Origin of the sequence: Streptomyces sp. NPDC001904, assembly GCF_040297005.1 — a bacterium.
Lineage (GTDB): Bacteria > Actinomycetota > Actinomycetes > Streptomycetales > Streptomycetaceae > Streptomyces.
Map to the genome: position 1 here is coordinate 163,174 of NZ_JBEOYI010000009.1, position 24,035 is coordinate 187,208.

Annotated in this window: 21 protein-coding genes; 4 read left to right on the forward strand and 17 right to left on the reverse strand. The window is 70.3% G+C overall.

The window, feature by feature from the left end:
* Nucleotide 1: 1 nt before the first annotated feature.
* From lepB (ABT127_RS17450) to proS, 10 genes are all read right to left on the reverse strand, one after another.
* Entirely contained in the window at nt 2–964 is a 963-nt protein-coding gene (gene lepB, locus ABT127_RS17450) for a signal peptidase I (RefSeq protein WP_351450268.1), read from the reverse strand.
* Nucleotides 852–1,964 carry a signal peptidase I gene (gene lepB / locus ABT127_RS17455; protein ID WP_351450271.1) on the reverse strand — a complete coding sequence of 371 codons (1,113 nt, stop codon included), beginning with the start codon at nt 1,962–1,964 and terminating at the stop codon, nt 852–854. The genes lepB (ABT127_RS17450) and lepB (ABT127_RS17455) overlap by 113 nt, the downstream gene beginning before the upstream one ends.
* A complete protein-coding gene (lepB, locus tag ABT127_RS17460; protein WP_351450274.1) occupies nt 1,957–2,688 on the reverse strand; it encodes a signal peptidase I in 732 nt (243 codons plus the stop codon). The genes lepB (ABT127_RS17455) and lepB (ABT127_RS17460) overlap by 8 nt, the downstream gene beginning before the upstream one ends.
* A 45-nt stretch (nt 2,689–2,733) precedes the next feature.
* Entirely contained in the window at nt 2,734–3,084 is a 351-nt protein-coding gene (rplS, locus tag ABT127_RS17465; RefSeq protein ID WP_018531094.1) for a 50S ribosomal protein L19, read from the reverse strand.
* Between the two features lie 132 nt (nt 3,085–3,216).
* Nucleotides 3,217–4,038 carry a tRNA (guanosine(37)-N1)-methyltransferase TrmD gene (gene trmD / locus ABT127_RS17470; RefSeq protein ID WP_351450277.1) on the reverse strand — a complete coding sequence of 274 codons (822 nt, stop codon included), beginning with the start codon at nt 4,036–4,038 and terminating at the stop codon, nt 3,217–3,219.
* Complete coding sequence (gene rimM / locus ABT127_RS17475) at nt 4,035–4,595, reverse strand: ribosome maturation factor RimM (protein WP_351450280.1); 561 nt, start codon at nt 4,593–4,595, stop codon at nt 4,035–4,037. The genes trmD and rimM overlap by 4 nt, the downstream gene beginning before the upstream one ends.
* 80 nt (nt 4,596–4,675) lie before the next feature.
* Nucleotides 4,676–4,915, reverse strand: a complete 240-nt coding sequence (locus ABT127_RS17480) for an RNA-binding protein (RefSeq protein WP_005311361.1) — start codon at nt 4,913–4,915, stop codon at nt 4,676–4,678.
* 2 nt (nt 4,916–4,917) lie between these two features.
* Nucleotides 4,918–5,340 (reverse strand): 30S ribosomal protein S16, encoded by a 423-nt coding sequence (rpsP, locus tag ABT127_RS17485; protein WP_351450283.1) that lies wholly within the window; start codon nt 5,338–5,340, stop codon nt 4,918–4,920.
* Nucleotides 5,341–5,555: 215 nt separating this feature from the next.
* Nucleotides 5,556–6,152: a hypothetical protein gene (locus tag ABT127_RS17490; protein WP_351450286.1), complete on the reverse strand. Its 597-nt coding sequence runs from the start codon at nt 6,150–6,152 to the stop codon at nt 5,556–5,558.
* Between the two features lie 245 nt (nt 6,153–6,397).
* Nucleotides 6,398–7,813, reverse strand: coding sequence for a proline--tRNA ligase (gene proS, locus ABT127_RS17495; protein ID WP_351450288.1), 1,416 nt, complete (start codon nt 7,811–7,813; stop codon nt 6,398–6,400).
* A gap of 255 nt (nt 7,814–8,068) precedes the next feature.
* Between proS and ABT127_RS17500 the strand changes: the two genes are divergently transcribed.
* The gene (locus ABT127_RS17500; RefSeq protein WP_351450291.1) at nt 8,069–8,929 is read left to right on the forward strand and encodes an SAM-dependent methyltransferase; all 861 of its coding nucleotides are present in this window, start codon (nt 8,069–8,071) and stop codon (nt 8,927–8,929) included.
* 14 nt (nt 8,930–8,943) lie between these two features.
* Here ABT127_RS17500 and ftsH read toward each other — a convergent pair whose 3' ends face one another.
* The 6 genes from ftsH to nsdA all read right to left on the reverse strand — a co-directional run bounded on the left by ftsH (nt 8,944) and on the right by nsdA (nt 18,847).
* Complete coding sequence (gene ftsH, locus ABT127_RS17505; protein ID WP_351450294.1) at nt 8,944–10,887, reverse strand: ATP-dependent zinc metalloprotease FtsH; 1,944 nt, start codon at nt 10,885–10,887, stop codon at nt 8,944–8,946.
* Nucleotides 10,888–11,040: 153 nt separating this feature from the next.
* The gene (ffh, locus tag ABT127_RS17510) at nt 11,041–12,600 is read right to left on the reverse strand and encodes a signal recognition particle protein (protein WP_351450296.1); all 1,560 of its coding nucleotides are present in this window, start codon (nt 12,598–12,600) and stop codon (nt 11,041–11,043) included.
* A 252-nt stretch (nt 12,601–12,852) separates the two neighbouring features.
* Entirely contained in the window at nt 12,853–15,294 is a 2,442-nt protein-coding gene (locus ABT127_RS17515; RefSeq protein WP_351450299.1) for a [protein-PII] uridylyltransferase, read from the reverse strand.
* 35 nt (nt 15,295–15,329) lie between these two features.
* Nucleotides 15,330–15,668: a P-II family nitrogen regulator gene (locus ABT127_RS17520; RefSeq protein WP_351450302.1), complete on the reverse strand. Its 339-nt coding sequence runs from the start codon at nt 15,666–15,668 to the stop codon at nt 15,330–15,332.
* Nucleotides 15,665–17,008: an ammonium transporter gene (locus ABT127_RS17525; protein ID WP_351450304.1), complete on the reverse strand. Its 1,344-nt coding sequence runs from the start codon at nt 17,006–17,008 to the stop codon at nt 15,665–15,667. Before ABT127_RS17525 ends, ABT127_RS17520 begins: the two co-directional genes overlap by 4 nt.
* A 330-nt stretch (nt 17,009–17,338) precedes the next feature.
* Nucleotides 17,339–18,847, reverse strand: a complete 1,509-nt coding sequence (nsdA, locus tag ABT127_RS17530; protein ID WP_351450307.1) for a transcriptional repressor NsdA — start codon at nt 18,845–18,847, stop codon at nt 17,339–17,341.
* Between the two features lie 483 nt (nt 18,848–19,330).
* Between nsdA and ABT127_RS17535 the strand changes: the two genes are divergently transcribed.
* Nucleotides 19,331–19,999: a bifunctional DNA primase/polymerase gene (locus ABT127_RS17535; protein WP_351450309.1), complete on the forward strand. Its 669-nt coding sequence runs from the start codon at nt 19,331–19,333 to the stop codon at nt 19,997–19,999.
* Nucleotides 20,000–20,102: 103 nt separating this feature from the next.
* Here the strand turns inward: ABT127_RS17535 and ftsY are convergent, their stop codons facing one another.
* Complete coding sequence (gene ftsY, locus ABT127_RS17540; protein WP_111668194.1) at nt 20,103–21,308, reverse strand: signal recognition particle-docking protein FtsY; 1,206 nt, start codon at nt 21,306–21,308, stop codon at nt 20,103–20,105.
* Between the two features lie 216 nt (nt 21,309–21,524).
* On the opposite strand from ftsY, the gene ABT127_RS17545 reads away from it, so the two are divergent.
* Both ABT127_RS17545 and ABT127_RS17550 read left to right on the forward strand, forming a co-directional pair.
* On the forward strand, nt 21,525–22,982 hold the full coding sequence (locus ABT127_RS17545) for a cytosine permease (RefSeq protein WP_351450312.1): 1,458 nt from the start codon (nt 21,525–21,527) through the stop codon (nt 22,980–22,982).
* A 62-nt stretch (nt 22,983–23,044) separates the two neighbouring features.
* A complete protein-coding gene (locus tag ABT127_RS17550) occupies nt 23,045–24,019 on the forward strand; it encodes an LLM class flavin-dependent oxidoreductase (protein ID WP_351450315.1) in 975 nt (324 codons plus the stop codon).
* The last annotated feature ends 16 nt before the right edge of the window (nt 24,020–24,035 follow it).

The window sequence follows — 24,035 nt, forward strand, 5'->3', positions numbered from 1 at the left end:
CCTACCCGGCGGTACCGGTGCCAGAAACCCTGGTGTTCCCGTCGGTAAGGCCCTTGGTGATCTTGCGCCTGCGCCAGATCACCAGCGGCACCGCGCCCGCGAGACCGAGGGCGCCCGGAGCCGCGCTCGCCGCCGCGTTGATCCCGGACTGGTCGAAGGTGTCCGGCACGGGCAGCGTGGACCAGTGCGTGGGCGGCCAGGCGACGACGATCGCACGGCCCACGACGTTGTCCACCGGGACGAAGCCGCTGTTCTTGTCGTTCTGGTGGTAGCGGGAGTCCATGGAGTCCTGGCGGTGGTCACCCATGACCCAAACTTTGCCCGCGGGTACCTTCACCTTGAACGTTCCGCCCGCATTGTCCGCGCTGCACGGGGTGTTGCCCGCGTACACGTACGGCTCGTTCAGCGCCTTGCCGTTCACCTTGAGCGGGCCCGTGCCCGAGCACTCGACGGTGTCGCCCCCGACGCCGATGACGCGCTTGATGAGGTCCTTCTCGTCGGCCGACGGCATCAGGCCGACCCAGCTGAGGACCTGCTGGATCGCGTTCGGATCCGCGGTGGGCTCGCCCTCCAGCCAGTCCGCCGGGTCGTGGAAGACGATGACCTCGCCGCGCTCCGGCTTCGAGCCGAACCAGGGCGTGAGCTTGTCGACGAGCACCCGGTCGCCGATCTTCAGCGTGTTCTCCATCGACGCCGACGGGATCGAGAACGCCTGGACCAGGAACGTCTTGATCAGCAGGGCGAGAACGAGCGCGATGCCGATGAGCAGCGGCAACTCCTTCCAGAAGGAGCGGGGCTTCTTCTGCTGCCGGCCGGTGTCGTCACCGCCTCCGCCATCCGCCTGCACACCTTCACCGGCTGCGGGCCCCTGGTCCGTCACGGCCGCGTTCGCCGCGTCGTCGGATCGCCCGGGCTGTTCTTCGGGCCCCTGCCCTGACCGTGCGCCGACCGCCAAGTCCCCCACATCCACTCCTCACTCCGTGCCGCTGCCTGATCCCTACGCGATGCAGGCCCACCACTCCCATAACGAGCGGGAGTTCCGCAGGGGTCGGGAGGGGGATCATTCCGTCCGAATCCGATGCGTTCGAACTCGTGACGGCGCTGTTCGTGGTGGCCACCTTATGCGACGCGCCGGACGCTGCGGTCGATCCGTCGTCTTGCGCGTCGGCCACGGCCGAGAACGTCCCGGGCTCTCCCAGGGTGGTCCAGTTGCCGATCGGCCAGACGATGGCGCGGGCCCGGCCGACCACCGAATCCTCCGAGACCGTGCCGTGGTAGGCCTCGGTGAGGTGGTAGCGGGAGTCCGCCGAGTTGGCGCGGTGATCCCCCATGACGAACAGCCGGCCCTCGGGAACCTTCACCGAAAAATCGAACTTGGAGGGGGTGTTGCCGGGGTGGATGTACGAAGTCTCGTTCAGCGGCGTCCCGTTCACGGTGACGCGGCCCTGCTTGTCACAGCACTTCACGGTGTCACCGCCGACACCGACGACCCGCTTGATCAGATCGCGGTCGTTGTCGGAGGGCAGCAGCCCGATCCAGGTCAGGCCCTCCTTGATCTGCTTGACGCCGACCGGGGGGTCCTTCTTCTGGCCCGTCTCGGCCGTCAGCCACTTGCCGGGGTCCTTGAAGACGACGACATCACCGCGGTGCGTCTCGGCACCGAACCACGGGGTGAGCTTGTCCACCACGACCCGGTCGCCGATCTTGATCGTCTGCTCCATGGAGCCGGACGGGATCACGAAGGCCTGGACGAGGAAAGTCTTCAGGACCAGGGCTATGAGCAGGGCCACGCCTATGAGGAGCGGTATCTCCTTGATGGCCGAGCGCCTGCGCTTGCGCTTCACCTTGCGCGCGAGCTTGCGCCGCTCCGCGCGCCCAGGGTGCGCGGGCCCACTGGTGGGCCGGCTCCCGGTGGGCAGCCGGTCGTCGCCCTCGCCGACGCGCGCCCTGCCCCGCCTACCCATGGGAGCCGCCGGGTGCGGGCACGCGCGCGTAGACGTCCGGCCGGGCCAGGGAGCGCCAGTGTCCGGTCGGCCAGGCGACCCATTCGGCCTTGCCGATCACATGGTCGAGGGGGAGGAAGCCGCCGCCGGGCGCCCCCATGAGTTCCCGGGAGTCCCGGGAGTCGCTGCGGTGGTCGCCGAGCAGGAAGAGAGTCCCGTCGGGCACCTCGATGTCGAACGGCACCTCGGAGGGCGCGTCACCGGCGTACAGCAGGGAGCGTTCGTCCACGGGCTGCCCGTTCACCTCGATCCTCCCCCTGCTGTCGCAGCAGACCACGTGGTCTCCCCCCACACCCACGACCCGCTTGATGTAGTCGGCCTCACCGAAGTACCCGTCGCCGTCGAAGACGACCACGTCGCCCCGCTTCGGCTCGGCACCGAAACGGTACGCCAACTTATTTACGAGAACGCGGTCCCCGACCCTCAATGTGGACTCCATGGAGCCGCTGGGGATCTGGAAGGGCTGCATCACCAGAACGGTGAAGGCGAGCAGCAGCGCCAGGCAGCTGAGCAGCGCGAGCGTCACGCGGCCGCCGGGCAGCCAGGCCGCGGCCGCGTCGATGCCCCGGGACAGGACGCTCCGGGAACGCAAAGAGGAGCGCGACCGGTCCTCCTCGCCCTCCGGGGTGTCTTCCGCGGGCTGGGAGGAGCGGTCGCGCTCCACGTGCTGTGCTTCGGTGTCCATCGAGGCCAGATGTTATCCGGCGACGTGACGGCCCCGAACGCGAGATCAGTTCTCGCGCTTCTCCTTGATCTTCGCGGCCTTGCCGCGCAGCTCGCGCAGGTAGTACAGCTTGGCGCGACGGACGTCACCCTTGGTGACGAGCTCGATCTTCTCGACGATCGGCGTGTGCACCGGGAAGGTGCGCTCGACGCCGACGGAGAAGGAGACCTTGCGGACCGTGAAGGTCTCGCGGACACCGGCGCCCTGACGGCGGATGACTACGCCCTTGAACTGCTGCACACGGGAGCGGTTGCCCTCGATGACGCGGACGTGGACGTTGACGGTGTCGCCCGGGCGGAAGGCGGGGACGTCGCTGCGCAGCGACGCGGCGTCGACGGAGTCGAGCAGGTGAGACATGATCGTCTGCTTTCTTCGCCGATGCCACAGGTCATCGGCGGGAGGTATGCGATGAGTTTCGGTAGCTGATCGCGTCGGGCCTTGCGTCGTTCCCCCTGTGGCAGGGGCGCAGGCTGGACGTACAGCAGCGGCCTATTCTTCCACGGCCCCGGGCGTTGGCCCAAATCGCCCGTCGGGGCCCGGGCCCCAGCCCAGGATGGAGAGCATCTCGCGGTCCTTCTTGTCGAAGGCCTTGGGGTCCGTGCGCTCGATGAGGTCGGGGCGGTTGCGCGTGGTGCGGCGCAGCGCCTCGTCCCGCCGCCAGCGGGCGATCTTGCCGTGGTGGCCGCTGAGCAGCACGTCGGGGATGTCCCGGCCGCGCCACTCCGGCGGCTTGGTGTACACGGGCCCTTCGAGGAGGTTGGCCATGTCGCCGGGGGCGAAGGAGTCGTCCTGGTGCGAGGCGGCGTTGCCGAGGACGCCGGGCAGCAGGCGCGCCACGGCCTCCGTGACGACCAGGACGGCCGCTTCCCCGCCCGCGAGGACGTAGTCGCCGATGGAGACCTCGTAGACCGGCACACGGGTCGCGTACTCGTCGATGACGCGGCGGTCGATGCCCTCGTAGCGGGCGGGCGTGAAGACCAGCCAGGGGCGCTCGGAGAGCTCGACGGCGAGTTCCTGGGTGAAGGGGCGCCCCGAGGGCGTGGGAACGACCAGGACGGGCCCGTGGGCCCCGCTCTCGTACCCGTCGGCGAGCACCTCGTCGAGGCAGTCGCCCCACGGCTCGGTCTTCATGACCATGCCGGGGCCGCCGCCGTAGGGGGTGTCGTCGACCGTGTTGTGGCGGTCGTACGTCCACTGCCGCAAGTCGTGCGTGTGGACGTCGAGTTGGCCGCGCGCGCGGGCCTTGCCGACGAGGGAGACGTTCAGCGGTTCCAGGTACTCGGGGAAGATCGTGACGACGTCGAGCCTCATGCGGACCCTTCCTCCGCGGAGTCCTCCCGGGACGACACGATCTCGGCGCGGTCGTCGATCAGGCCCGGCGGCGGGTCGATGACCGCCTTCTGCTCCTCCAGGTCGATCTCGGTGACGATCTCCTCGACGAACGGGATCATGACCTCGGTGCCGTCGGGCCGCTCCACGATGAACAGGTCCTGCGAGGGCAGGTGCGAGATCTCGGTGATCCGGCCGACCTCGGTGCCGTCGACCGTGACGACGTCGAGGTCCATGAGCTGGTGGTCGTAGAACTCGTCCTCGTCCTCCGGCAGCTCCTCCGGGTCGACCTCGGCGATCAGGATGGTGTTGCGCAGCGCCTCCGCCGCGGTCCGGTCGCGTACGCCCGCGAAGCGCAGCATCAGCCGGCCGGAGTGCACCCGGCCGGACTCGATGGTGAGCGGCCCGGTGGAGGCGGGGTCGGTGGCGAGCACCGCACCGGGGCCGAGCCGCAGCTCAGGCTCGTCGGTGCGCACCTCGACGGTGACTTCACCCTTGATGCCGTGGGCGCGGCCGATGCGCCCGACTACCAACTGCACGTCGGAAACTCTCCTGTCATACGACTAGGGCCGGGGACGGCCCGTAAGCCCTCCCCGGCCCGAGCCGGTGTTCAACTTTGTCAGCGGACCTGGTCCACGTCGACGAGGTCGACGCGGATACCGCGGCCGCCGATGGCGCCCACGACGGTACGCAGAGCGCGGGCGGTGCGGCCGTTGCGGCCGATCACCTTGCCGAGGTCGTCGGGGTGGACCCGGACCTCCAGCACGCGCCCACGGCGCAGGTTGCGCGAGGCGACCTGCACATCGTCGGGGTTGTCGACGATGCCCTTCACGAGGTGCTCAAGAGCCTCCTCGAGCATGCTCAGGCCTCGGTCGACTCGGACGCAGCCTCAGCAGCCTCGTCCTTCTTCTCAGCCTTCTTCTTCTGGGTGATGGCCTCACCCTTGGGCTCGTCGGCCGTGGCCAGCGCCTCGAAGGAGGGGCGAGCGGACTTCGGCTCGGCGACCTTCAGCGGCTCCGGGGCGGGCAGACCCTTGTGCTTCTGCCAGTCACCGGTGAGCTTCAGGATGGCCATGACGGGCTCGGTCGGCTGCGCGCCGACACCCAGCCAGTACTGCGCGCGCTCCGAGTCGACCTCGATGCGCGACGGGTTCTGCACCGGGTGGTACAGACCGATCTCCTCGATGGCCCGGCCGTCACGGCGGGTACGGGAGTCGGCGACGACGATGCGGTAGTGAGGCGAACGGATCTTGCCCAGACGCTTCAGCTTGATCTTGACTGCCACGGGAGTGGTGTCTCCTGGTCTTGACGTGGGTGGGCACGGCGAGATTGCCGCGTGGGGTTGCGGTACCCGAGTGCCCGATGGACGCGTCAGCCGGAGGAGAGAGGGGTCCTGTGCGACTGTCGAGTACAGCTAGCCATTGTGCCATATGCCGAGGGGGCGACCGAACCGGAGTACGGTCGCCCCGCATCGCCCCACCAGGAGGGGAAACCCACCGGTCACCCGGCGGCCGCACCCACCACTTCCGGGATGCGGAACGGCTTGCCGCAGCCCCCGCACACGATCGGCGCCTGGGCGAGCACCGACGGTACGACGCGGACATTGCGGCCGCAGTCGCAGACGGCCTTGACGCGGACCCCGCCCCCGGAGGAGCCGTGCCGTGCGGCCGGTCCGCGGAAGCTGCGCTTGGTGTCCGCGGCCGTGGCCACCGTGTGGGCCTTCAGGGCGCGCTGGAGCCGCTCGATCGTCTGGCGGTACCGCTGCTTCGCCTCCGGGTTGAGCGTGACCAGCGAGAAGCCACTGCTCGGGTGCGGTTCCTCGGGGTGGTCGAGGCCCAGCTCCTCGGCGATGGCCAGGAATCTGCGGTTGTGGTACCGGCCGGCGCGTGAGGTGTCGCGGATTCCGCGCGCGGCTGCGATGCCATGGACTGCCTCGTGAAGCAGTCGCTCGAAGGAGAGCTCGTGTCCGCAGGCGGACGACGACTCCCCGATCAGGGATTCGGGCGCGGCAAGATCCGGCAGTTCGGGGTGGTGCCGCTGAATGTCGGCCCACGCCCCTGCCAGCTCTGCGGCGAGAACAGGTGGTGTCGTGCTCACGTCGTGACAACGAGCCGGGGTGCCTCCGTGTTCCTATTCCGGGGCATCCCAAATAATTTGCACGTACCAGTCAGTTGCCGCTGATGCGTCCTGACGAGGGCGGGTGCGCTGATCTGCGGAGAAGAAGCACAGCCCGCACCAAGGTGGTGCGTAGTGTCACGTACGCCCCGGCGCGTAGTCGGATCTACGCGCCGGGCGCCGGATGCGCAAGAGGCGGTTTCGGCCTCAACAGAGTGCGGTCGCCCTCAGTAGGCGCGCGCCACGACCGCGACGTTACCGGGTGCGTCGTCCGCGTCCGGCACCGCCCCGTCCGCGGCGAGCAGACACCGTACGGAGATCGCGTGTTCGGCGAGCTTCGCCTCGCCCTCCTCGCCGAGGGTGGCCCACGGGATGCGGGCCCAGCCGCCGGACGTCACCGCCTCGACGGCCTCGCCGACCGTGGTGACGTCGCTGGTCCGGGACTCGCGGCGCTCGCGCGACTGCCTCAGCAGGAGTGCCTGGTCGGCTTCGAGCACGTCGGGCAGGAGGGCGGCGAGCCCGTCGATCGCGACCGGTTCCTTGCCGCCGGGGATGCGACGGGCCAGCATCGCGGTCCCGTTCTCCAGGTCGCGCGGGCCGACCTCGACGCGGACCGGCACGCCCTTCAGCTCCCAGTCGACGGCGCGGCGCCCGAAGGGGGTGTCCGTGCGGTCGTCGACGTGGACACGGATGCCGGCCGCCCTGAGCGACGTACCGATCTCGTGCACCTTGGCGAGCACCGCCGCGTCGTCCTTGACAGCGAGGACGACGACCTGGGTGGGTGCGAGGCGCGGCGGGACGCGCAGGCCGTGGTCGTCGCCGTGCATCATCACCAGGGCGCCGATCATGCGGGTCGTCGAGCCCCAGGAGGTCTGCCAGACGAGTTCCTGCCTGCCCTCCTTGGAGAGGTACTGCGTGTGGAACGCCTTGGCGAAGTTCTGACCGAGTTCGTGACTGGTGCCCATCTGGAGGGCCTTGCCGTCGCCCATCATCCCTTCGAGGGTCAGGGTGTTGACGGCGCCCGCGAAGCGTTCCTTCGGGGTCTTGCGGCCCAGGACGACGTCCATGGCGAGCACGTTCTCCATGAAGTCGGCGTACACGTGCCGGTGGATGCGTGCCGCGAAGTCGCGCGCCTCCTCATAGGTGGCGTGCGCCGTGTGGCCCTCCTGCCAGAGGAATTCCGTGGTCCGCAGGAAGAGCCGGGGCCGCAGCTCCCAGCGGACCACGTTGGCCCACTGGTTGATGAGCAGGGGCAGGTCGCGGTAGCTCTGGATCCACTTGGCGAAGTAGTCGTTGACGATCATCTCGGACGTGGGGCGGACGACGGCGGGCTCTTCCAGCTCCTTGCCGCCGCCATGGGTGACCACCGCCAGTTCGGGCGCGAAGCCCTCGACGTGGTCGGCCTCCTTGGTGAGGTAGGACTGCGGGATCAGGAGCGGGAAGTACGCGTTCTGCGTGCCGGTCTCCTTGATGCGCGCGTCCATGTCCTGCTGCATCCGCTCCCACAGGCCGTAGCCGTACGGTCGGATGACCATCGTGCCGCGCACCGGTCCGTTGTCGGCCAGTTCGGCCTTGGCGACGATGTCCTGGTACCAGCGCGGAAAGTCTTCCGCCTGGGGCGTGAGAACGGGTGCTTTGGGCATGGCGCGCATGCTACGGGGAGACTGCGGAGCACGGGAATCCTTTTCGCCCGTATGCCCCGGCGTGCACCCGTCATATGACCTTCGGGGGGCGCACGACGGAGCACGCGCGCATTGTCCATACGCCTGCGCGACACCCCCTAGACGTGGCGGACGATGCGGAGTTTTCTGGCATACGGGGGGAGCCCGAGCAGGGCGCTACATCGATACGCATCGGCGACAACTCTCGGCATCTCTCGGCGAATTGGGGAACTTTCCATGACACCTACGCTCGTGCAGCGGCACCTGCCCCACGCGGCGTCCGTGCCGCGCGCGGACCTGTGCGCACGCGCGCGTGACTGGGCGGAGATCCAGGAACGAATGCTGGTCCCGCTCTACGAAGCGGTGTACGAGCGGCTTGAGGTCGGCTCCGGCACCCGCCTTCTCGGGCTCGGCTGCGGTTCCGGTCTCGCCCTCCTCATGGCCGCGTCCCGCGGCGCGGCCGTGACCGGCGTGGAGTCGGGCGAACCGGAGCGGCTCGCGCTCGCCCGCGAGCGGCTGCTGCCCGAGGCCTGGGCGGGACGCCGCGGACCGAGGACCCGGCTCACGGACGGCAGCGACGACAGCGTCGTTGCGGCGCCCGACGACAAGCCGTACGACATCATCACCGCCTTCGAACCGATCGGCTGCACGGCCGACGACTCGGAAGGACTCTCGGCGCTCCTGGAGAGCGCGGCGCCGCTGGCGGCGAGGGGTTCCGCCGTCGTACTGGTCGGCTGGGGCCCTCCGGAGCGCTGCACCGCGTCGTCCGTGCTCCGGGTGGCGACGAAACTGGCCGACCCGCTGCGCACCACGGTCAGCTGGCGCCCCGCCCTCCGGGACGACCTGGAGGAGGTCGCCCAGCGGGCCGGACTGCGGCCCGACGGATCCGGCCGGGTCGCGTGCCCCTTCGGCTACGCGGACACGGAGAGCGCGCTCAAGGGGCTGCTGTCCACCGGTCTGTTCGACGCCGCCGTGGGAGCGACGGATCCGACCCAGGTCGACAAGGAGGTGACCGAGGCGCTCCAGCCGTACGTGCGCAGGGACGGCACGGTGTGGATGCCCAATGTCTTCCGGTACCTGATCGCCCGTACCGTCTGAGGCGCGCGGGCGGGTCAGTCCTTGGTGAGCCGGGTGACGCCGGCGACCCGGTAGGCGTCGGCCTCCTCCAGGGTCTCGTTCTCCAGGAGCGCCGCCGCCAGGGCGTCCAGCTGGTCGCGGTGGTCGCGCAGTTTGCGGCACGCCTCCTCGTAGCACTCGTCCACGATGCGGCGCATCTCGCCGTCGATCGTGTCCAGGGTGTCGGGTGCCGCGGCGAGTCCGTACGCCTGCTGGGCGTCGTTCGGCAGCGCGGAGAGGCGGCCGACCTTCTCGCTCATGCCCCAGCGGGCGACCATGCCGCGGGCGATGTTGGTGACCTGCTCCAGGTCGTTCTCCGCACCGGTCGTGACGACCCCGTAGACGACCTGCTCGGCAGCCATACCGCCGAGCGCGCCGATGATGCGGCCCCGGAGGTACTCCTCCGTGTACGCGTATTTGTCGGAGTCGGGCGTGGACAGGGTGACGCCCAGGGCGCGGCCGCGCGGCACGATCGTGATCTTGCGGACGGGGTCGGCGCCGGGCTGCAGCATGCCGAGCAGGGCATGGCCGCTCTCGTGGTACGCGGTGCGGCGGCGCTCCTCTTCGGGCATCACCAGCGGCCGCTCGGCGCCCAGCTGGACCTTCTCCAGGGCCTCCGAGAGGTCGGTCCGGGTGACCTGCTTCTGCTTGCGCTTGACCGCGAGGAGAGCCGCCTCGTTGGCCAGGTTGGACAGTTCGGCGCCGGTCATGCCCGGTGTCGTACGGGCCACCTGGGCGAGGTCCACGTCCTCGGCGAGCGGGATCTGCCGCGTGTGGATCTTGAGGATGGACTCGCGGCCATCGCGGTCGGGCGGCGAGACGGTGACGATGCGGTCGAAGCGGCCCGGCCGGGTCAGGGCCGGGTCCAGGACGTCGGAGCGGTTGGTGGCGGCGATGACGATGACGCCCTCGGAGCCGGAGAAGCCGTCCATCTCGGTGAGGATCTGGTTCAGGGTCTGCTCGCGCTCGTCGTGGCCGCCCATGCCGCTGCCGCCGCCGCGCGCGCGGCCGATGGTGTCGATCTCGTCGATGAAGATGATCGAGGGCGCGACCTTGCGGGCCTCGGCGAACAGTTCCCGGACCCGGGAGGCGCCGACGCCGACGATCATCTCGATGAACTCGGAGGCCGAGGCCGAGAAGAACGGGACGCCCGCCTCCCCCGCGACCGCTCGCGCGAGCAGCGTCTTGCCGGTTCCCGGCGGGCCCGCGAGGAGCACGCCGCGCGGCATCTTGGCGCCCATGGCGCGGTACGCGTCAGGGTTCTTGAGGAAGTCGACGACGTCGTTGAGCTCGCCCTCGACCTCGTCGATCCCGGCGACGTCGTCGAAGGTGGTGCGCTTCTTGCCGGGCTCCAGCTCGACCGGTTTCGGCGGCTGTTTGCGGCCGAGCATGCCGCCCGCGCCGCCGCCCATGCCCTGGCTCATCCGCCGCGCGATGAAGATCCACAGGACGACGAGGAGCAGCATCGGGGCGAGGGAGATCAGCAGGTTGGACAGGAAGCTGCGTTCCTGGACGACCGGTTCGGCGGTCACCGTGACGTCGTGCTTCTCCAGGTTGGCCCAGAGGTCGTCGTCGGCGAAGGAGGGCCGCTGCGTCGTGAACTTCGTGTAGTTCTTGGCCCGGCTGTCGCTGTCGTCCGGGGTGGGCTGCTCCTTCTTGAGCTGCCCCTGGATCGCGTCGCCCTTGGCGTAGATCTTGGTGACGTTGTCGTTGGCGACCTGTTTGCTGAACTCGGTGTACGAGATGGTCGGCTCGTCGCCCTGGTTGAAGAAGGACAGGACCAGGTTGGCGATGAGGTAGACGATCAGGGCCGTCAGGATGAGGCCGCCCCAGCCGCCGGGCATCTTGCGCTTGGGAGGCGGCTGCGGGGGCGGTGGCGGCGCGCCCTCCGAACGCCAGGGCTGATCGGTGCGATCGCGCGGGGGTACGGGGTTCGCCACGCCTGGTCCCTCCTGCCGGCTGCCCTGGTCCTTGACCCTTGTTTCTTGGGCCCATCAGCGCACAGATCAGGACCGGCCGCCACCGGGGAGAAGCAGCGCGAAGGGCCCGGAACCGATCCGGTTCCGGGCCCTCGTCGCGCGTGTGGGGGCAGGTCAGCCCATGAACTTCTTGAACTCGTCGGGGAGCTCGAAGTCCTTGCCGCCCTGCTGGCCGGCGCCGGGCAGACCGAGCGCGCCGCCGGACTCGGCGGCGGCCGCGCGGCGGGCGGCCTCCTCCTGCTCCTGCTGCTTGCGCTTCATCGGGTTGCCGGAACGCTGCTTGCCCTTGGCCTTCTTCGGCTGCTTCTTCGTCCGGCCGGCGCCGCCGCCCATGCCCGGCATGCCGGGCATGCCCGGCATGCCGCCGCCCTGGGCCATGCGCGACATCATCTTGCGGGCCTCGAAGAACCGCTCGACCAGGTTCTTCACCGCGCTGACCTCGACGCCGGAACCGCGGGCGATACGGGCCCGCCGCGAGCCGTTGATGATCGTGGCGTCGGCACGCTCGGCCGGGGTCATCGACTTGATGATGGCCGCCGTGCGGTCGACGTCGCGCTCGTCGAGGTTGTTGATCTGGTCCTTCACCTGCGCCATGCCGGGCAGCATGCCGAGCAGCTTGGAGATGGAGCCCATCTTCCTGACCTGCTCCATCTGCGCCAGGAAGTCGTCAAGCGTGAAGTCCTGGCCCTTCTTGGAGGCCAGCTTGGAGGCCATCTTCTCGGCCTCTTGCTGCGAGAAGGTCTGCTCGGCCTTCTCGATCAGCGTGAGCATGTCGCCCATGCCGAGGATGCGGGACGCCATGCGGTCCGGGTGGAACGCGTCGAACTCGTCCAGCTTCTCGCCGTTCGAGGCGAACATGATCTGCTTGCCGGTGACGTGGGCGATCGAGAGCGCCGCACCACCACGGGCGTCACCGTCGAGCTTGGAGAGCACCACGCCGTCGAAGCCGACGCCGTCGCGGAACGCCTCGGCCGTGTTGACCGCGTCCTGACCGATCATGGCGTCGACGACGAACAGGACCTCGTCGGGGCTGACGGCGTCGCGGATGTCCGCGGCCTGCTGCATCAGCTCCTGGTCGATGCCGAGGCGGCCGGCGGTGTCGACGACGACCACGTCGTACACCTTGGACTTGGCGTACTCGACGGAGTCCTTGGCGACCTGGACGGGGTCGCCCACGCCGTTGCCCGGCTGCGGGGCGTAGATGCCCACCCCGGCCCGCTCGGCGACGACGCTCAGCTGGTTCACGGCGTTCGGGCGCTGGAGGTCGCAGGCGACGAGCAGCGGCGAGTGGCCCTGGGACTTCAGCCAGAGGCCCAGCTTGCCCGCGAGGGTCGTCTTACCGGCACCCTGCAGACCCGCGAGCATGATCACGGTCGGGCCGGTCTTGGCGAAGCGCAGCCGGCGGGTCTCGCCGCCGAGGATGCCGATGAGCTCCTCGTTGACGATCTTGATGACCTGCTGGGCGGGGTTGAGCGCCTGGGAGACCTCGGCGCCGGCCGCGCGCTCCTTGACCTGCTTGATGAAGGCGCGGACGACGGGCAGGGCGACGTCGGCCTCGAGCAGCGCGATGCGGATCTCGCGGGCCGTGGCGTCGATGTCCGCTTCGCTCAGCCGGCCTTTGCCGCGGAGGTTCTTGAATGTCGCTGCGAGGCGATCGGAAAGAGTGTCGAACACGGCGGTCGCGAATCCTCGGGTCGGTGGGCTGTACGGACAGGTCGCCCTCCAGGGTATCGGGCCGAGGGAGCTTGGTCTGCGGCCCGGTCACGCGAGTGCGGCGCGGGGTCCGGGGCGCCGCCCCGGGCCCTGCTCCTCAATCGCCGCAGGGGCTTGATCCGAGCGCCCCGCCAGGGGCGCGGGGAACTGCGCGAGCAACCCACCACAAGCCGCACACGCCGAACTCCGCGGCCTCGTCCCCGGACGGCGCCCCTAAACCCGGAGCGCCCCCTCCAGCCCCTTCGCCACCGACGCAGCCTCCTCCGACGGCAACGGCGCCCCATCGCCCCCGGTGACATAGAAGGCGTCCACCGCGTTGGCGCCCAGGGTCGACACGTGGGCGGAGCGCACCTGGACCCCGGCTGCCTCCAGCGCCCGCCCGATCCGGTACAGCAGCCCCGGCGCGTCCTGGGCCCGCACCTCGATCACGGTCGCGAGCCGGGATCCGGCCGATGCCACGGCGACCCGGGCCGGCGGCGCCACCACGCCCCGGCGCCGCGGATAGGCGGCGTCCCGCTCGGCGAGCCGGGACGCGACGTCGAGGGACCCGTCGAGGGCACGTACGAGATCGGCGCGGAGCCGGGCGGCCTGCGGCAGGGAGCCGTACTCGGCGGCGACCCGCCAGTTCAGCAGCAGCACGGCCCCCTCGACGCCTGCCGGCAGCGTCAGGGACCGCAGCTCGGCCGTCCGCACGGTCAGCCGGTGCACGGCGAGCACCCCGGCCACGGCGGGCAGCACGCCCGGCTGGTCCGGTACGGCGATCAGCAGTTCGACGCCGAGCGGCTCGGGTCCGTCGGACGGGTCACCGGCCGCCTCGGTCTGCGCGCGCAGGGAGAGCACGGGCCCGCCGGTGCGGAACGCCTCCACCGCCAGCCGTTCCTGCTCGGCCGTGGGATCGGCCGCGTCCGGGTCGAGGGGCTCGTCCCCGGCCAGCACCGCGGAGACCCGCTTGACCAGGTCGGCGACGAGGGATCCGCGCCAGGACGACCAGGCGGCCGGACCCGTCGCGAGGGCGTCCGCCTCGGTGAGTGCGTGCAGCAGTTCGAGGGTGCCGACCGAGCCGACCGCGTCGGCGACGGCCCGCACGGTAGCCGGGTCCTCCAGGTCCCTGCGCGTCGCGGTCTCGATGAGCAGCAGGTGGTGCCGGACGAGCGAGGCCAGTACGGCCACGTCGGCACGGTCGAAGCCGATCCGCGCGGCCACGTCCCGGGTGATGATCTCGCCCGCGACCGAGTGGTCGCCCGGCCATCCCTTGCCGATGTCGTGCAGCAGGGCCGCCACGAGGAGCAGGTCGGGGCGGCCGACCCGGCGGGTCAGCTCGCTCGCGCGGACGGCCGTCTCGACCAGGTGCCGGTCGACGGTCCAGGTGTGCACGGCGTTGCGCTGCGGCCGGCACCGCACCCGCTCCCAGTCCGGGAGCAGCCGGGTGATCAGCCCTTCGGCCTCCAGCGCCTCCCAGACGTCGACGGTCGAGCGCCCGGCGCCGAGCAGCGTCACGAGTTGTTCGCGGGCCTCGGCGGGCCAGGGGGTGGGCAGCGGCCGGGCGGCGGCCGCCATCCGGCGCACCGCGTGCAGCGACAGCGGCAGCCCCGCCTGGGCCGCGGCCGCGGCGGCGCGCAGCGGCAGGACCGGGTCGCGATCGGGTTTCGCGGCCCGCGCGAGCACGGCCTCGCCGTCCATCTCGACGACGCCCTCGGCGAGCGGCGAACGCTCCACCGGCGCCTGCTTCCCGCCGCCGAGCATGGCGCGCAGCCGGGGTCGTACGGCACGCGACTGGAGGACCCGGCCGACCTCGCGCCAGGTGACGTCACTGGCGTACGAGATGGTGCGCGCGGCCTCGTACACCTGTCTGAGCAGGGTGTCGGCGTCCAGGAGGCCCAGTTCGGCGGCGACCTGGTCCTGCTCCTGGAGAGCGAGCCGGTCGGTCGCGCGGCCGGTGGTCAGGTGCAGCGCGTCCCGTACGTCGAGCAGCCGGCGCCGTGCGTCGTCGAGCCCCTCGCGCGGCGCGTCCGCCAGCCAGGACGCGGCGACGGCCCGCAGCGCCGTCGCGTCGCGCAGACCGCCGCGCGCCTCCTTCAGGTCGGGTTCGAGCAGGTACTGCAGTTCGCCCTGACGTTCGGCGCGCTCCTCGCACATCTCGCGCAGCTCCGGGAGCCGCTTGGGCGCCTGGTTGCGCCAGTCGGCGAGGATCGCCGTGCGCAGGCCGGCCGTCAGCCCCAGGTCTCCCGCGATGTGCCGGGCGTCGAGCAGGCCCAGCTGCACCTTGAGGTCGTCGCCCGCGGTCTTGCGGGCCTCGGCGGGGGTGCGCACCGAGTGGTCGAGGGCGAGGCCCAGGTCCCACACCGGGTACCAGACGCGGTCGGCGAGGGCCGCGATCTCGCCGGGGTCGGCGGTTCCGTCGTGCAGCAGGAGCAGGTCGAGGTCGCTGCGCGGGGACAGCTCACCCCGTCCGTAGCCGCCGACGGCCACCAGGGCGACTCCCTGGGCGCCCTGGCCGAACAGTTCGGTCAGCCAGTCGTCGGTCAGCTCGGCGAGGGCCGAACGGCGCGGCGGCCCGGACTGCGCTCCTCCTTGGAGGAGACGCAGCCGGGCCGCCGCATAGCCGCTGGGTCGGTCGTCCGAGCTTTCGGTCCGTACGTCGTTCACACTCGTCACCCAGCGACTCCCGTCCTCTGCACGCCGTTCGGCTCTTACAGCGCGTCCGGTCCGCGCTCGCCGGTCCTGACCCTCACGGCCGTCTCGACGGGGACCGCCCAGACCTTGCCGTCACCGATCTTGCCGGTCCGCGCCGCCTTCACCACGACGTCGATCAGCTGGTCGGCGTCGTCGTCCTCGACGAGGACCTCGACCCTGATCTTGGGCACCAGGTCGACGGTGTACTCGGCCCCACGGTAGACCTCGGTGTGTCCGCGCTGACGGCCGTAGCCGCTGGCCTCGGTCACGGTCAGCCCCTGGACGCCGAAGGCCTGGAGGGCTTCCTTGATCTCGTCGAGCCGGTGCGGCTTGACGACCGCGGTGATGAGCTTCATGCGTCCACCTTCTTCGATTCCTGGGCCACCGGGGACGGCACGGCCGTACGGGCCGCGGCGCCGCCGCCCGCTCCGCTGAAGTCGTACGCGGTCTCGGCGTGCTCGGTCTGGTCGATGCCCGTGACCTCGTCGTCCTCACTGACCCGCATACCGATGGTCTTGTCGATGAGGAAGGCGAGGATGGCGGAGGCGATCAGCGAGTAGGCGAGGACACCGCCGACACCGGCGCACTGCTTCCAGAACTGGGTGAGGCCGCCGCCGTAGAACAGGCCCTGCGCGTCGGACTGGCCGCCGCCGGTGGCGAAGAAGCCGATCAGGAGCGAGCCGACGATGCCGCCGACCAGGTGGACACCGACGACGTCGAGCGAGTCGTCGTAGCCGAACTTGTACTTGAGGCCCACGGCCATGGCGCACAGCACACCGGCGACCGCGCCGACGGCGATCGCGCCGAGCGGCGAGACCGCACCACCGGACGGGGTGATCGCGACGAGGCCGGCGACGGCACCGGAGGCGGCGCCGAGCGAGGTGAACGCGCCGTGCCGCAGCTTCTCGTAGATCAGCCAGGCGAGCATCGCGGCGGCGGTGGCGACCTGCGTGTTGACGAACATCAGCGCGCCGACGCCGTCGTCGTTGCCGAGCCACGAGCCGGCATTGAATCCGAACCAGCCGAACCACAGCAGACCGGCGCCGAGCATCGTCCACGGCAGCGAGTGCGGCCGCATCGGGTCCTTCTTGAAGCCGACCCGCTTGCCGATGACCAGGATCACGCCGAGCGCGGCGGCACCGGCGTTGATGTGCACGGCCGTACCGCCGGCGAAGTCGATGACACCGAGATCGAAGGCCCAGCCGCCGGTCCCCCACACCCAGTGCGCGACCGGGAAGTAGACGATCGTGGCCCACAGCGCGATGAACAGCGACCAGGCGGTGAACTTGACGCGGTCGGCCAGGGCGCCGCTTATCAGGGCGGGCGTGATGATGGCGAACATCAGCTGGAAGACGGCGAAGACGTAGATCGGAATGGTGTAGCCGTCCCAGAGCTGGGTCAGCCCGATCCCGCTGAGCCCGACGTAGTCGCCGTCCCAGCCGAAGAGCGACCCCTTGTCCGTGCCGAACGCGACGGAGAAGCCGTACAGCACCCAGAGGATCGTGATGATCCCGAGGCTGATGAAGCTCATCATCAGCATGTTGAGGGTGCTCTTGACGCGGACCATGCCTCCGTAGAAGAAGGCCAGGCCCGGGGTCATGAGCATCACCAGGGCGGAACAGATCAGCATGAAGCCTGTGTTCGCGGCAGAGAGCTTGGGCGCCTCTGCGGCGAGCGTGATGGCGGCTGGTGCCATCGGCGTCTCCTCGTCGTTGGTACGGCCCCGTGCGGGCGAAGCCTGAGCGGTCACATGAGGGGTGGGCCGGTTATGAGCCATGAGATTGGCGCAGGCCGGTTTCCGTGGGTGCCCCTCGATGTTTCGCCGCAGTGACGAAGAGGTCGTGGGTGTTACGCGTCCATGAACTGTCGGATGACGGGTTTGCCGGTCGTTGTCACGGCGCAGCCGGGCGATGCTCGCGGCACGGACATGGACCGGCCGCGGCCGCCGTCCTCGATGACCTGGCGCGGGGGAGCCGAGTCGAGCTGTTTCGGGACGGGCCGGTCGCGGCCGGGGTTCTGGAGGTGCTCAGACCGCCGCTTCGGCGGTCTCGGGCAGTTGTGCGGCGAGCAGGTCGGTGAGGTCGATGACCTCGGCGAGGTCGCCGAAGTCGCGGACCGCGGTGTCCACGGTCTTGCGGATACGGGTGTTGACCCGCTCCGAGCGGACCTTGCGGGCGATGCCGAGCGCCTGCTTGGCCATCACGGTCGCCTGCTCCGGCTCCTTCTGGAGCAGGTGCACGGTGGCCATCCCGATCAGATTCAGCGCGTACGAACGCTGGTGCTCGGCATCCTGGCCGAACAGGTCGACGGCCCGCTGCATCAGCGGCTCGGACATCGACGCGTAGGCGGGGCTGCGTCCGGCGACGTAGGCGAGGTCGCGGAACGAGTGGCTGTTCTCCCCGTGCAGCTCGGCGGCGGAGAAGAAGCGGATCCAGTCGGGGTCCGGCTCGTCCCAGTCGTCGGCGTCGGTGAAGGTGTCCTCGGCCATGCGGACGGCCCGCTTGCACTTGCCGGGCTGTCCCATGTTCGCGTAGGCGCGGGCCTCCATCGCATACAGCATGGCCTGGGTGCGCGGACTGGCGCAGTCACGGCTGCCGTACTGGGCGAGGTGGATGAGTTCCAACGCGTCGTCGGGGCGGCCGAGATGGATCATCTGACGGCTCATGCTGCTGAGAATGTAGGAGCCCAGGGGCTTGTCGCCCGCTTCTTTTGCGGCGTGCAGAGCGAGCACGAAGTACTTCTGCGCGGTGGGCTGGAGCCCGACGTCGTAGCTCATCCAGCCGGCCAGTTCCGCCAGTTCGGCGGCGACCTTGAACAGGCGCCTGGTGGTGGTCTCGGGCTGCGGCTCCTGGAGGAGGTCGGTCACCTCGTGCAATTGGCCGACGACTGCCTTGCGGCGCAGCCCGCCGCCGCACTGGGCGTCCCACTGGCGGAACATGACGGTGGTGGACTCCAGGAGGTCCAGCTCCGGCTTCGAGAGCCGGTTCGCCCGGCGGTGCGCGCCGGCCTCCTGGTCCGAACGGCTCGCCCCGGCGCCGGGGGTGGGCACCAGCCAGCGCTGCATCGGCTCGATGAGGGCGGGGCCGGCGGCGAGCGCGAGCGAACTGCCGAGGAAGCCCCGGCGCGCGAGCATCAGGTCGCTGCGCGAGAACTCGCCGATGAGCGCGACGGTCTGCGGTCCGGTCCACGGCAGGTCGACACCGGAGACGGAGGGAGCCTGGTGCGCGGCGCGCAGACCGAGGTCCTCGACGGCGACGACGCAGCCGAAACGCTCGGAGAACAGCTCGCTGAGGATCCTGGGGATCGGCTCGCGCGGGTTCTCCCCGTCGAGCCAGCGCCGCACCCGCGAGGTGTCGGTCGAGATGTGGTTCGCGCCCAACTGGCGCGCCCGACGGTTCACTTGGCGGGCCAGCTCACCCTTCGACCAGCCACTGCGGAGGAACCACGAGCTGAGCAGTTCGTTCGGGCGCTTCTCCGCGTTCGCCACGCTGCCGCCGCTGCCGCCCACTGGAACGCCCCCATTCCCTGAAGCCATCTACGCGATCTCTGTCGTCGAGCGATCCGTGCCGTCCGAGGCGCCCAACGCCAAAGCCCTGTCGGCCACTCATTGTCAGCAAGTTCTCTGCAAGCCCTACCAGGATGCCGTCAACTACGGCTTCCCGTCCGCCAGTTGTCACTCCTCGAACAGGAATCCGGCTTGCCTCCGGCATACCCACGGGTGCATGTACCCCGAGGGTTCGTGCACTGAAAGTAATCCTACGATCACCCCTCCCGCGAGGGCGAACCCGGAAACGCCACCATTCGCCACCCCTTCGAATGAACTCACTTGCGCTCACACACGATTCACTTGACATAGGACAGCCGGAGATGGGCGGAGCGTAGTGCGCCGGGGCGCGTGACCCCACGGCACACCACCCCGGATGCGGCTCACCGCCGTCCTGACCGATCGGCGAGTGCGTTGGGTCACGATCCGTATCCGCCGCGTAACCACTGACGCACGGGACCTGTTGGAGGGGGCATGGGCTTCACGATCGGCGGCATTCGCGAGATGCGTTCCGGCACACGACGCCGGGGCCGCGCGTCCGGCCGCGCTTCGGACTGCACCACCGTGGCGGAGTACACCGGACTCTGGGGCTGGGACGTCGTGCCCGGCGCGCGGGCCGCGGGCGGCGCCTGCTCGTGCGGCAAGGCGGACTGCCCGGCCCCCGGCGCCCACCCCCTCGACCCGGCCGCCCTGGTCCCGGCCGGCGCCACCCTCGACGAGGTGACCGCCGCCTGGGGGCAGTTCCCCGGCGCCGCGGTGCTGCTCCCCGTGGGGCGCGCCTTCGACATCCTGGACGTGCCCGAGGCGGCCGGCCGTCGCGCGCTGATCCGGCTGGAGCGCATGGGCGTGCCCCTCGGCCCGGTCGTCGCCACCCCGGAGGGCCGCGCCCACTTCTTCGTCGCCCCCGGCGCCGCGGCCGAACTGCCGACGCTCCTCTACCGGATGGGCTGGGACGGCGCCTCCCTCGACCTGCACGCGCTCGGCGCCGGTGAGTACATCACGGCCCCGCCGTCGGACCGCGCGGACCTGGGACCCGCGACGTGGCTGCGGGCCCCGTCCCTGGACACGGCGACACAGCCGCCGCACGCCCGCCTGCTGCTGGGCGCCCTGGCGTACGTGGCACACCGGTCGCCCTGCGCCTAGGGCGTGTGTCGGAAGTCCTGGGCCGCGTCCGTACACAAAGAATCCTCGGCCCGCACCGAAGAGTGCGGGCCGAGGATTCTTTCGTTCAGTGGCGCCGAATCGATTACTCCCCGATCAGCGCGTCCACGAACGCCTCGGCCTCGAACGGCGCCAGATCGTCCGGCCCCTCGCCGAGACCGATCAGCTTGACCGGCACGCCCAGTTCGCGCTGGACCGCGATCACGATGCCGCCCTTGGCGGTGCCGTCCAGCTTGGTCAGCACGATGCCGCTGATGTCGACGACCTCGGCGAAGACGCGGGCCTGGACCAGCCCGTTCTGCCCCGTCGTCGCGTCGAGCACGAGCAGCACCTCGTCGAGCGGCGCGTGCTTCTCCACGACGCGCTTGACCTTGCCGAGCTCGTCCATCAGACCGGTCTTGGTGTGCAGCCGGCCCGCGGTGTCGATGAGGACGACGTCCGCGCCCGCCTCGATGCCCTCCTTCACGGCGTCGAAGGCGATGGACGCCGGGTCGCCGCCCTCGGGGCCGCGCACGGTGCGGGCACCGACGCGCTCGCCCCAGGTCTGCAGCTGATCGGCGGCGGCGGCGCGGAACGTATCTGCGGCGCCGAGCACGACGTTCTTGCCGTCGGCGACGAGCACGCGCGCGAGCTTGCCGGTGGTGGTGGTCTTGCCGGTGCCGTTGACCCCGACGACCATCACGATGCCCGGCGTGTCCAGGTTCGAGTCCGTCTTCACGGCGCGATCGAACTCAGGGACGAGCAGCTTGAGGAGCTCTTCGCGCAGCAGGCCGCGCAGCTCCTCGGGGGTACGGGTGCCGAGGACCTTCACGCGCTCGCGCAGGTTCTCGACCAGCTCCTGGGTGGGCTGCACACCGACGTCGGCGGTGAGCAGGGTGTCCTCGATCTCCTCCCAGGTGTCCTCGTCGAGGTGCTCGCGCGACAGGAGCGTGAGCAGCCCCTTGCCGAGCGCGTTCTGCGAGCGCGACAGCCGGGCGCGCAGCCGCACCAGGCGGCCCGCGGTCGGCTCCGGTACCTCGACCTCGGGAGCGGCGGGCTCCTCGACCACCACAGGAGCGGCAGGCTCCTCGGTGACCGGAAGGTCCACCTCCTCGATCGTGCGCCGCGCTTCGTCGCGCGGCGTCTCTGCCTCGTCGCCTACGTGCGGCTCGGCGGGCGGGGCGGCGGTGATGTCGGGGGCCGACGGGGGAGGAGGCGGCAGCTGCTTCTTCTTGCGACCGCTGACCACCAGCCCGCTGACGGCGCCGATCACGACCACGGCGATGACTACAGCAAGGATGACGATTTCCATAACTCGTCCAGTATCAGTCATGGGCCCCGGCCGGAGCTGTTCTCGTTGCTTCCTCCAAAGGACAAAGTGCTCTGGAGGGTATGACTCGGACTAAAGTACGATGGAAGAGGTCGCGTCAACGCGCGTAGAGTCCATCGGGATCGATTCGCCCCCACCCCCACCGGCTCTCCTGTCCCCCACGTCGGAGCCGAGCGAGAGGCACGGAACCCCACCGCCATGAGCAAGACCGCCGCATCCGAAGGCGCCCTGGAAACGCGCGGCCTCGAGCCCGTCCCCGATTCCGAGCGCACCGCCAAGACCCGCGACCTCTTCCCGACCTGGGTCGGCGCCAACATCAGCGTGCTGCTGCTCACGATGGGCGCGAGCCTCGTCGTGGCGTACAGGCTCAACTTCTGGCAGGCCCTCGTCGTCGCGATCGCGGCGCCGATCGTCTCGTACGGCCTGGTCGGCCTGATCGGCATCGCGGGCAAGCGCGGCGGCGCTCCCGGCATGGCGCTGTCCCGCGCGGTCTTCGGCCAGCGCGGCAATCTGCTGCCCGGTTCACTGATCTGGATCGCGCGCTGGGGCTGGGAGACGATCAACGCGGTGACGGGCGCCTACGCCGTCCTGACGATCCTGAGCATCCTGTTCGACATCAAGAAGAACAACGTCCTGGTGATCGTGACCCTGCTCGCCTTCGTGGTCGCCACGTTCGTGATCTCCGGACTCGGGATCAACGCCGTACAGAAGTGCAACAAGTACGCGACGTACCTCTTCGGCCTCTTCTCGGTCCTGGTGCTGGTCTATCTGATCGTCGACACCGACTGGTCCGCGGTCTTCGGCCGGCCCGCCGGGCAGACCTCCCTGATGGTCGCGGGCATCGGCATGATCGCCGCGGGTGGCGTCAGCTGGATCCCGTCCTCCCCCGACTTCACCCGGTACCTGCCGCGCACCGCCTCCTCCCGGGGAATCGTCGGCACCTCCATCGGCGGCGCGGGCATCGTCGTACTGCCCATGGTCCTGATGGGCGCCGTCATGGCGGTCTCCACGCCCGACCTCGCCTCGGCCTCCGACCCGGTCTCCTTCCTCGGCGAGCTGCTGCCGACCTGGATCGCGGTGCCGTACCTGCTGATCTCCCTGGTCGGCATGCTGCTGATCAACGCCATGTCGATGTACTCGGCCGGCTTCACCGCGCAGACCCTCGGCTTCAAGATCCCGCGCCACTGGGCCGTCTCGGTGAACGCGGTCATCTCGCTGGTCTTCGGCGCCGTCCTGATGCTGGTCGCCACGAGCTTCATGGGCTCGTTCATCGCCTTCCTGTCGCTGCTCGCGGTCGCGTTCTCCGCCTGGGTGGGCGTCTTCGGCGCGGACATGTTCACGCGCAGGCACTACGACGCGGCGGCCATGCTCGACACCACCCGCACCAGCGCCTACTGGTACAAGGGCGGCTTCTCCCCCGCCGCCGTCGCCTCCTGGGCGGCGGGCCTTGCGGCAGGGCTGCTGTTCACCTCGTCGGACTGGTTCTCCGGCCCGCTGGCCGGCAACAACTTCATCGGCGAGTACGGGCTGGGCTGGATCGTCACGATCGTCGTCTCGGGCCTGCTCTACCTGGCGCTGCCGAAGCCGGTGGACACCACCACGGCCCCCGACACCGCCGACGAGGCACCTCGGGAGCCCGAGACCATGGCTATCTGACGTACTGTCAGCTACCGTCCCCCTTCACCCGAGCCCCGAGCCCGCTGAAGGGGGACTTTTCCATGCCCGTCTCCGTCGTACGGTTCAACCTGGTCGACCCCGACGGCACGCCGGAGTCGCTCAGCGCCCGCTATCAGGCGGCCGTGGAGATGGCGGTGTACGCCGACGAGCGGGGCATCGACACCGTGCAGACCGAGGAGCACCACGGCGTCGCCAACAACTGGCTGTCCTCGCCGTTCACCTTCGCCGGCGCGGTCCTCGGCGCCACCCGCCGGATCGCGGTCACGGTCTCCGCGATCATCGGCCCGCTGCACGATCCGCTGCGCCTCGCGGAGGACATCGCCGTCCTGGACCTGCTCAGCGGCGGCCGCCTGGTGACGGTCGCCGGGATCGGCTACCGGCCCGAGGAGTACGCGCAGTTCGACGTCGAGTGGAAGCGGCGCGGCAAGCTCCAGGACGAACTCCTGGAGACGCTGCTGAAGGCCTGGTCCGGCGAGGAGTTCATCTTCCGCGGGCGCCGGGTCCGGGTCACGCCCCGGCCGTTCACCCAGCCGCATCCGCTGCTCCTGGTCGGCGGTTCCTCGCAGGCGGCCGCGCGCAGGGCGGCCCGGCTCGGGCTGCCGCTCTTCCCGAGCGCGCATCTGCCGGAGCTGGAGACGTACTACAAGGAGAAGCTCGTCGAGTACGGGACCGAGGGCTGGACCATGATGCCCACGGAGACCACCCCGCTGCTGCACCTCTCGGAGGACCCGGACCGCAGCTGGGCCGAGTACGGCGCGCACTTCCTGCACGAGGCGCGCACGTACGCGTCCTGGCAGTCGGGCGACATCAAGTCGGCGGTGAAGTCGGCGGCCTCGACCGTCGAGGAGCTGCGGGCCGAGGGCGTCTACCGGATCCTCACGCCCGCCGAGTGTGTGGCGCAGGGCCTCGACAACTACGTACTGCACCCCCTGTCGGGCGGCATGCCGCTCGACGAGGGCTGGCGCAGCCTGCGGCTGTTCGCGGAGGAGGTGCTGCCGGAGATATCCGGTGGCTGAGCGGCCGACGCAGGCG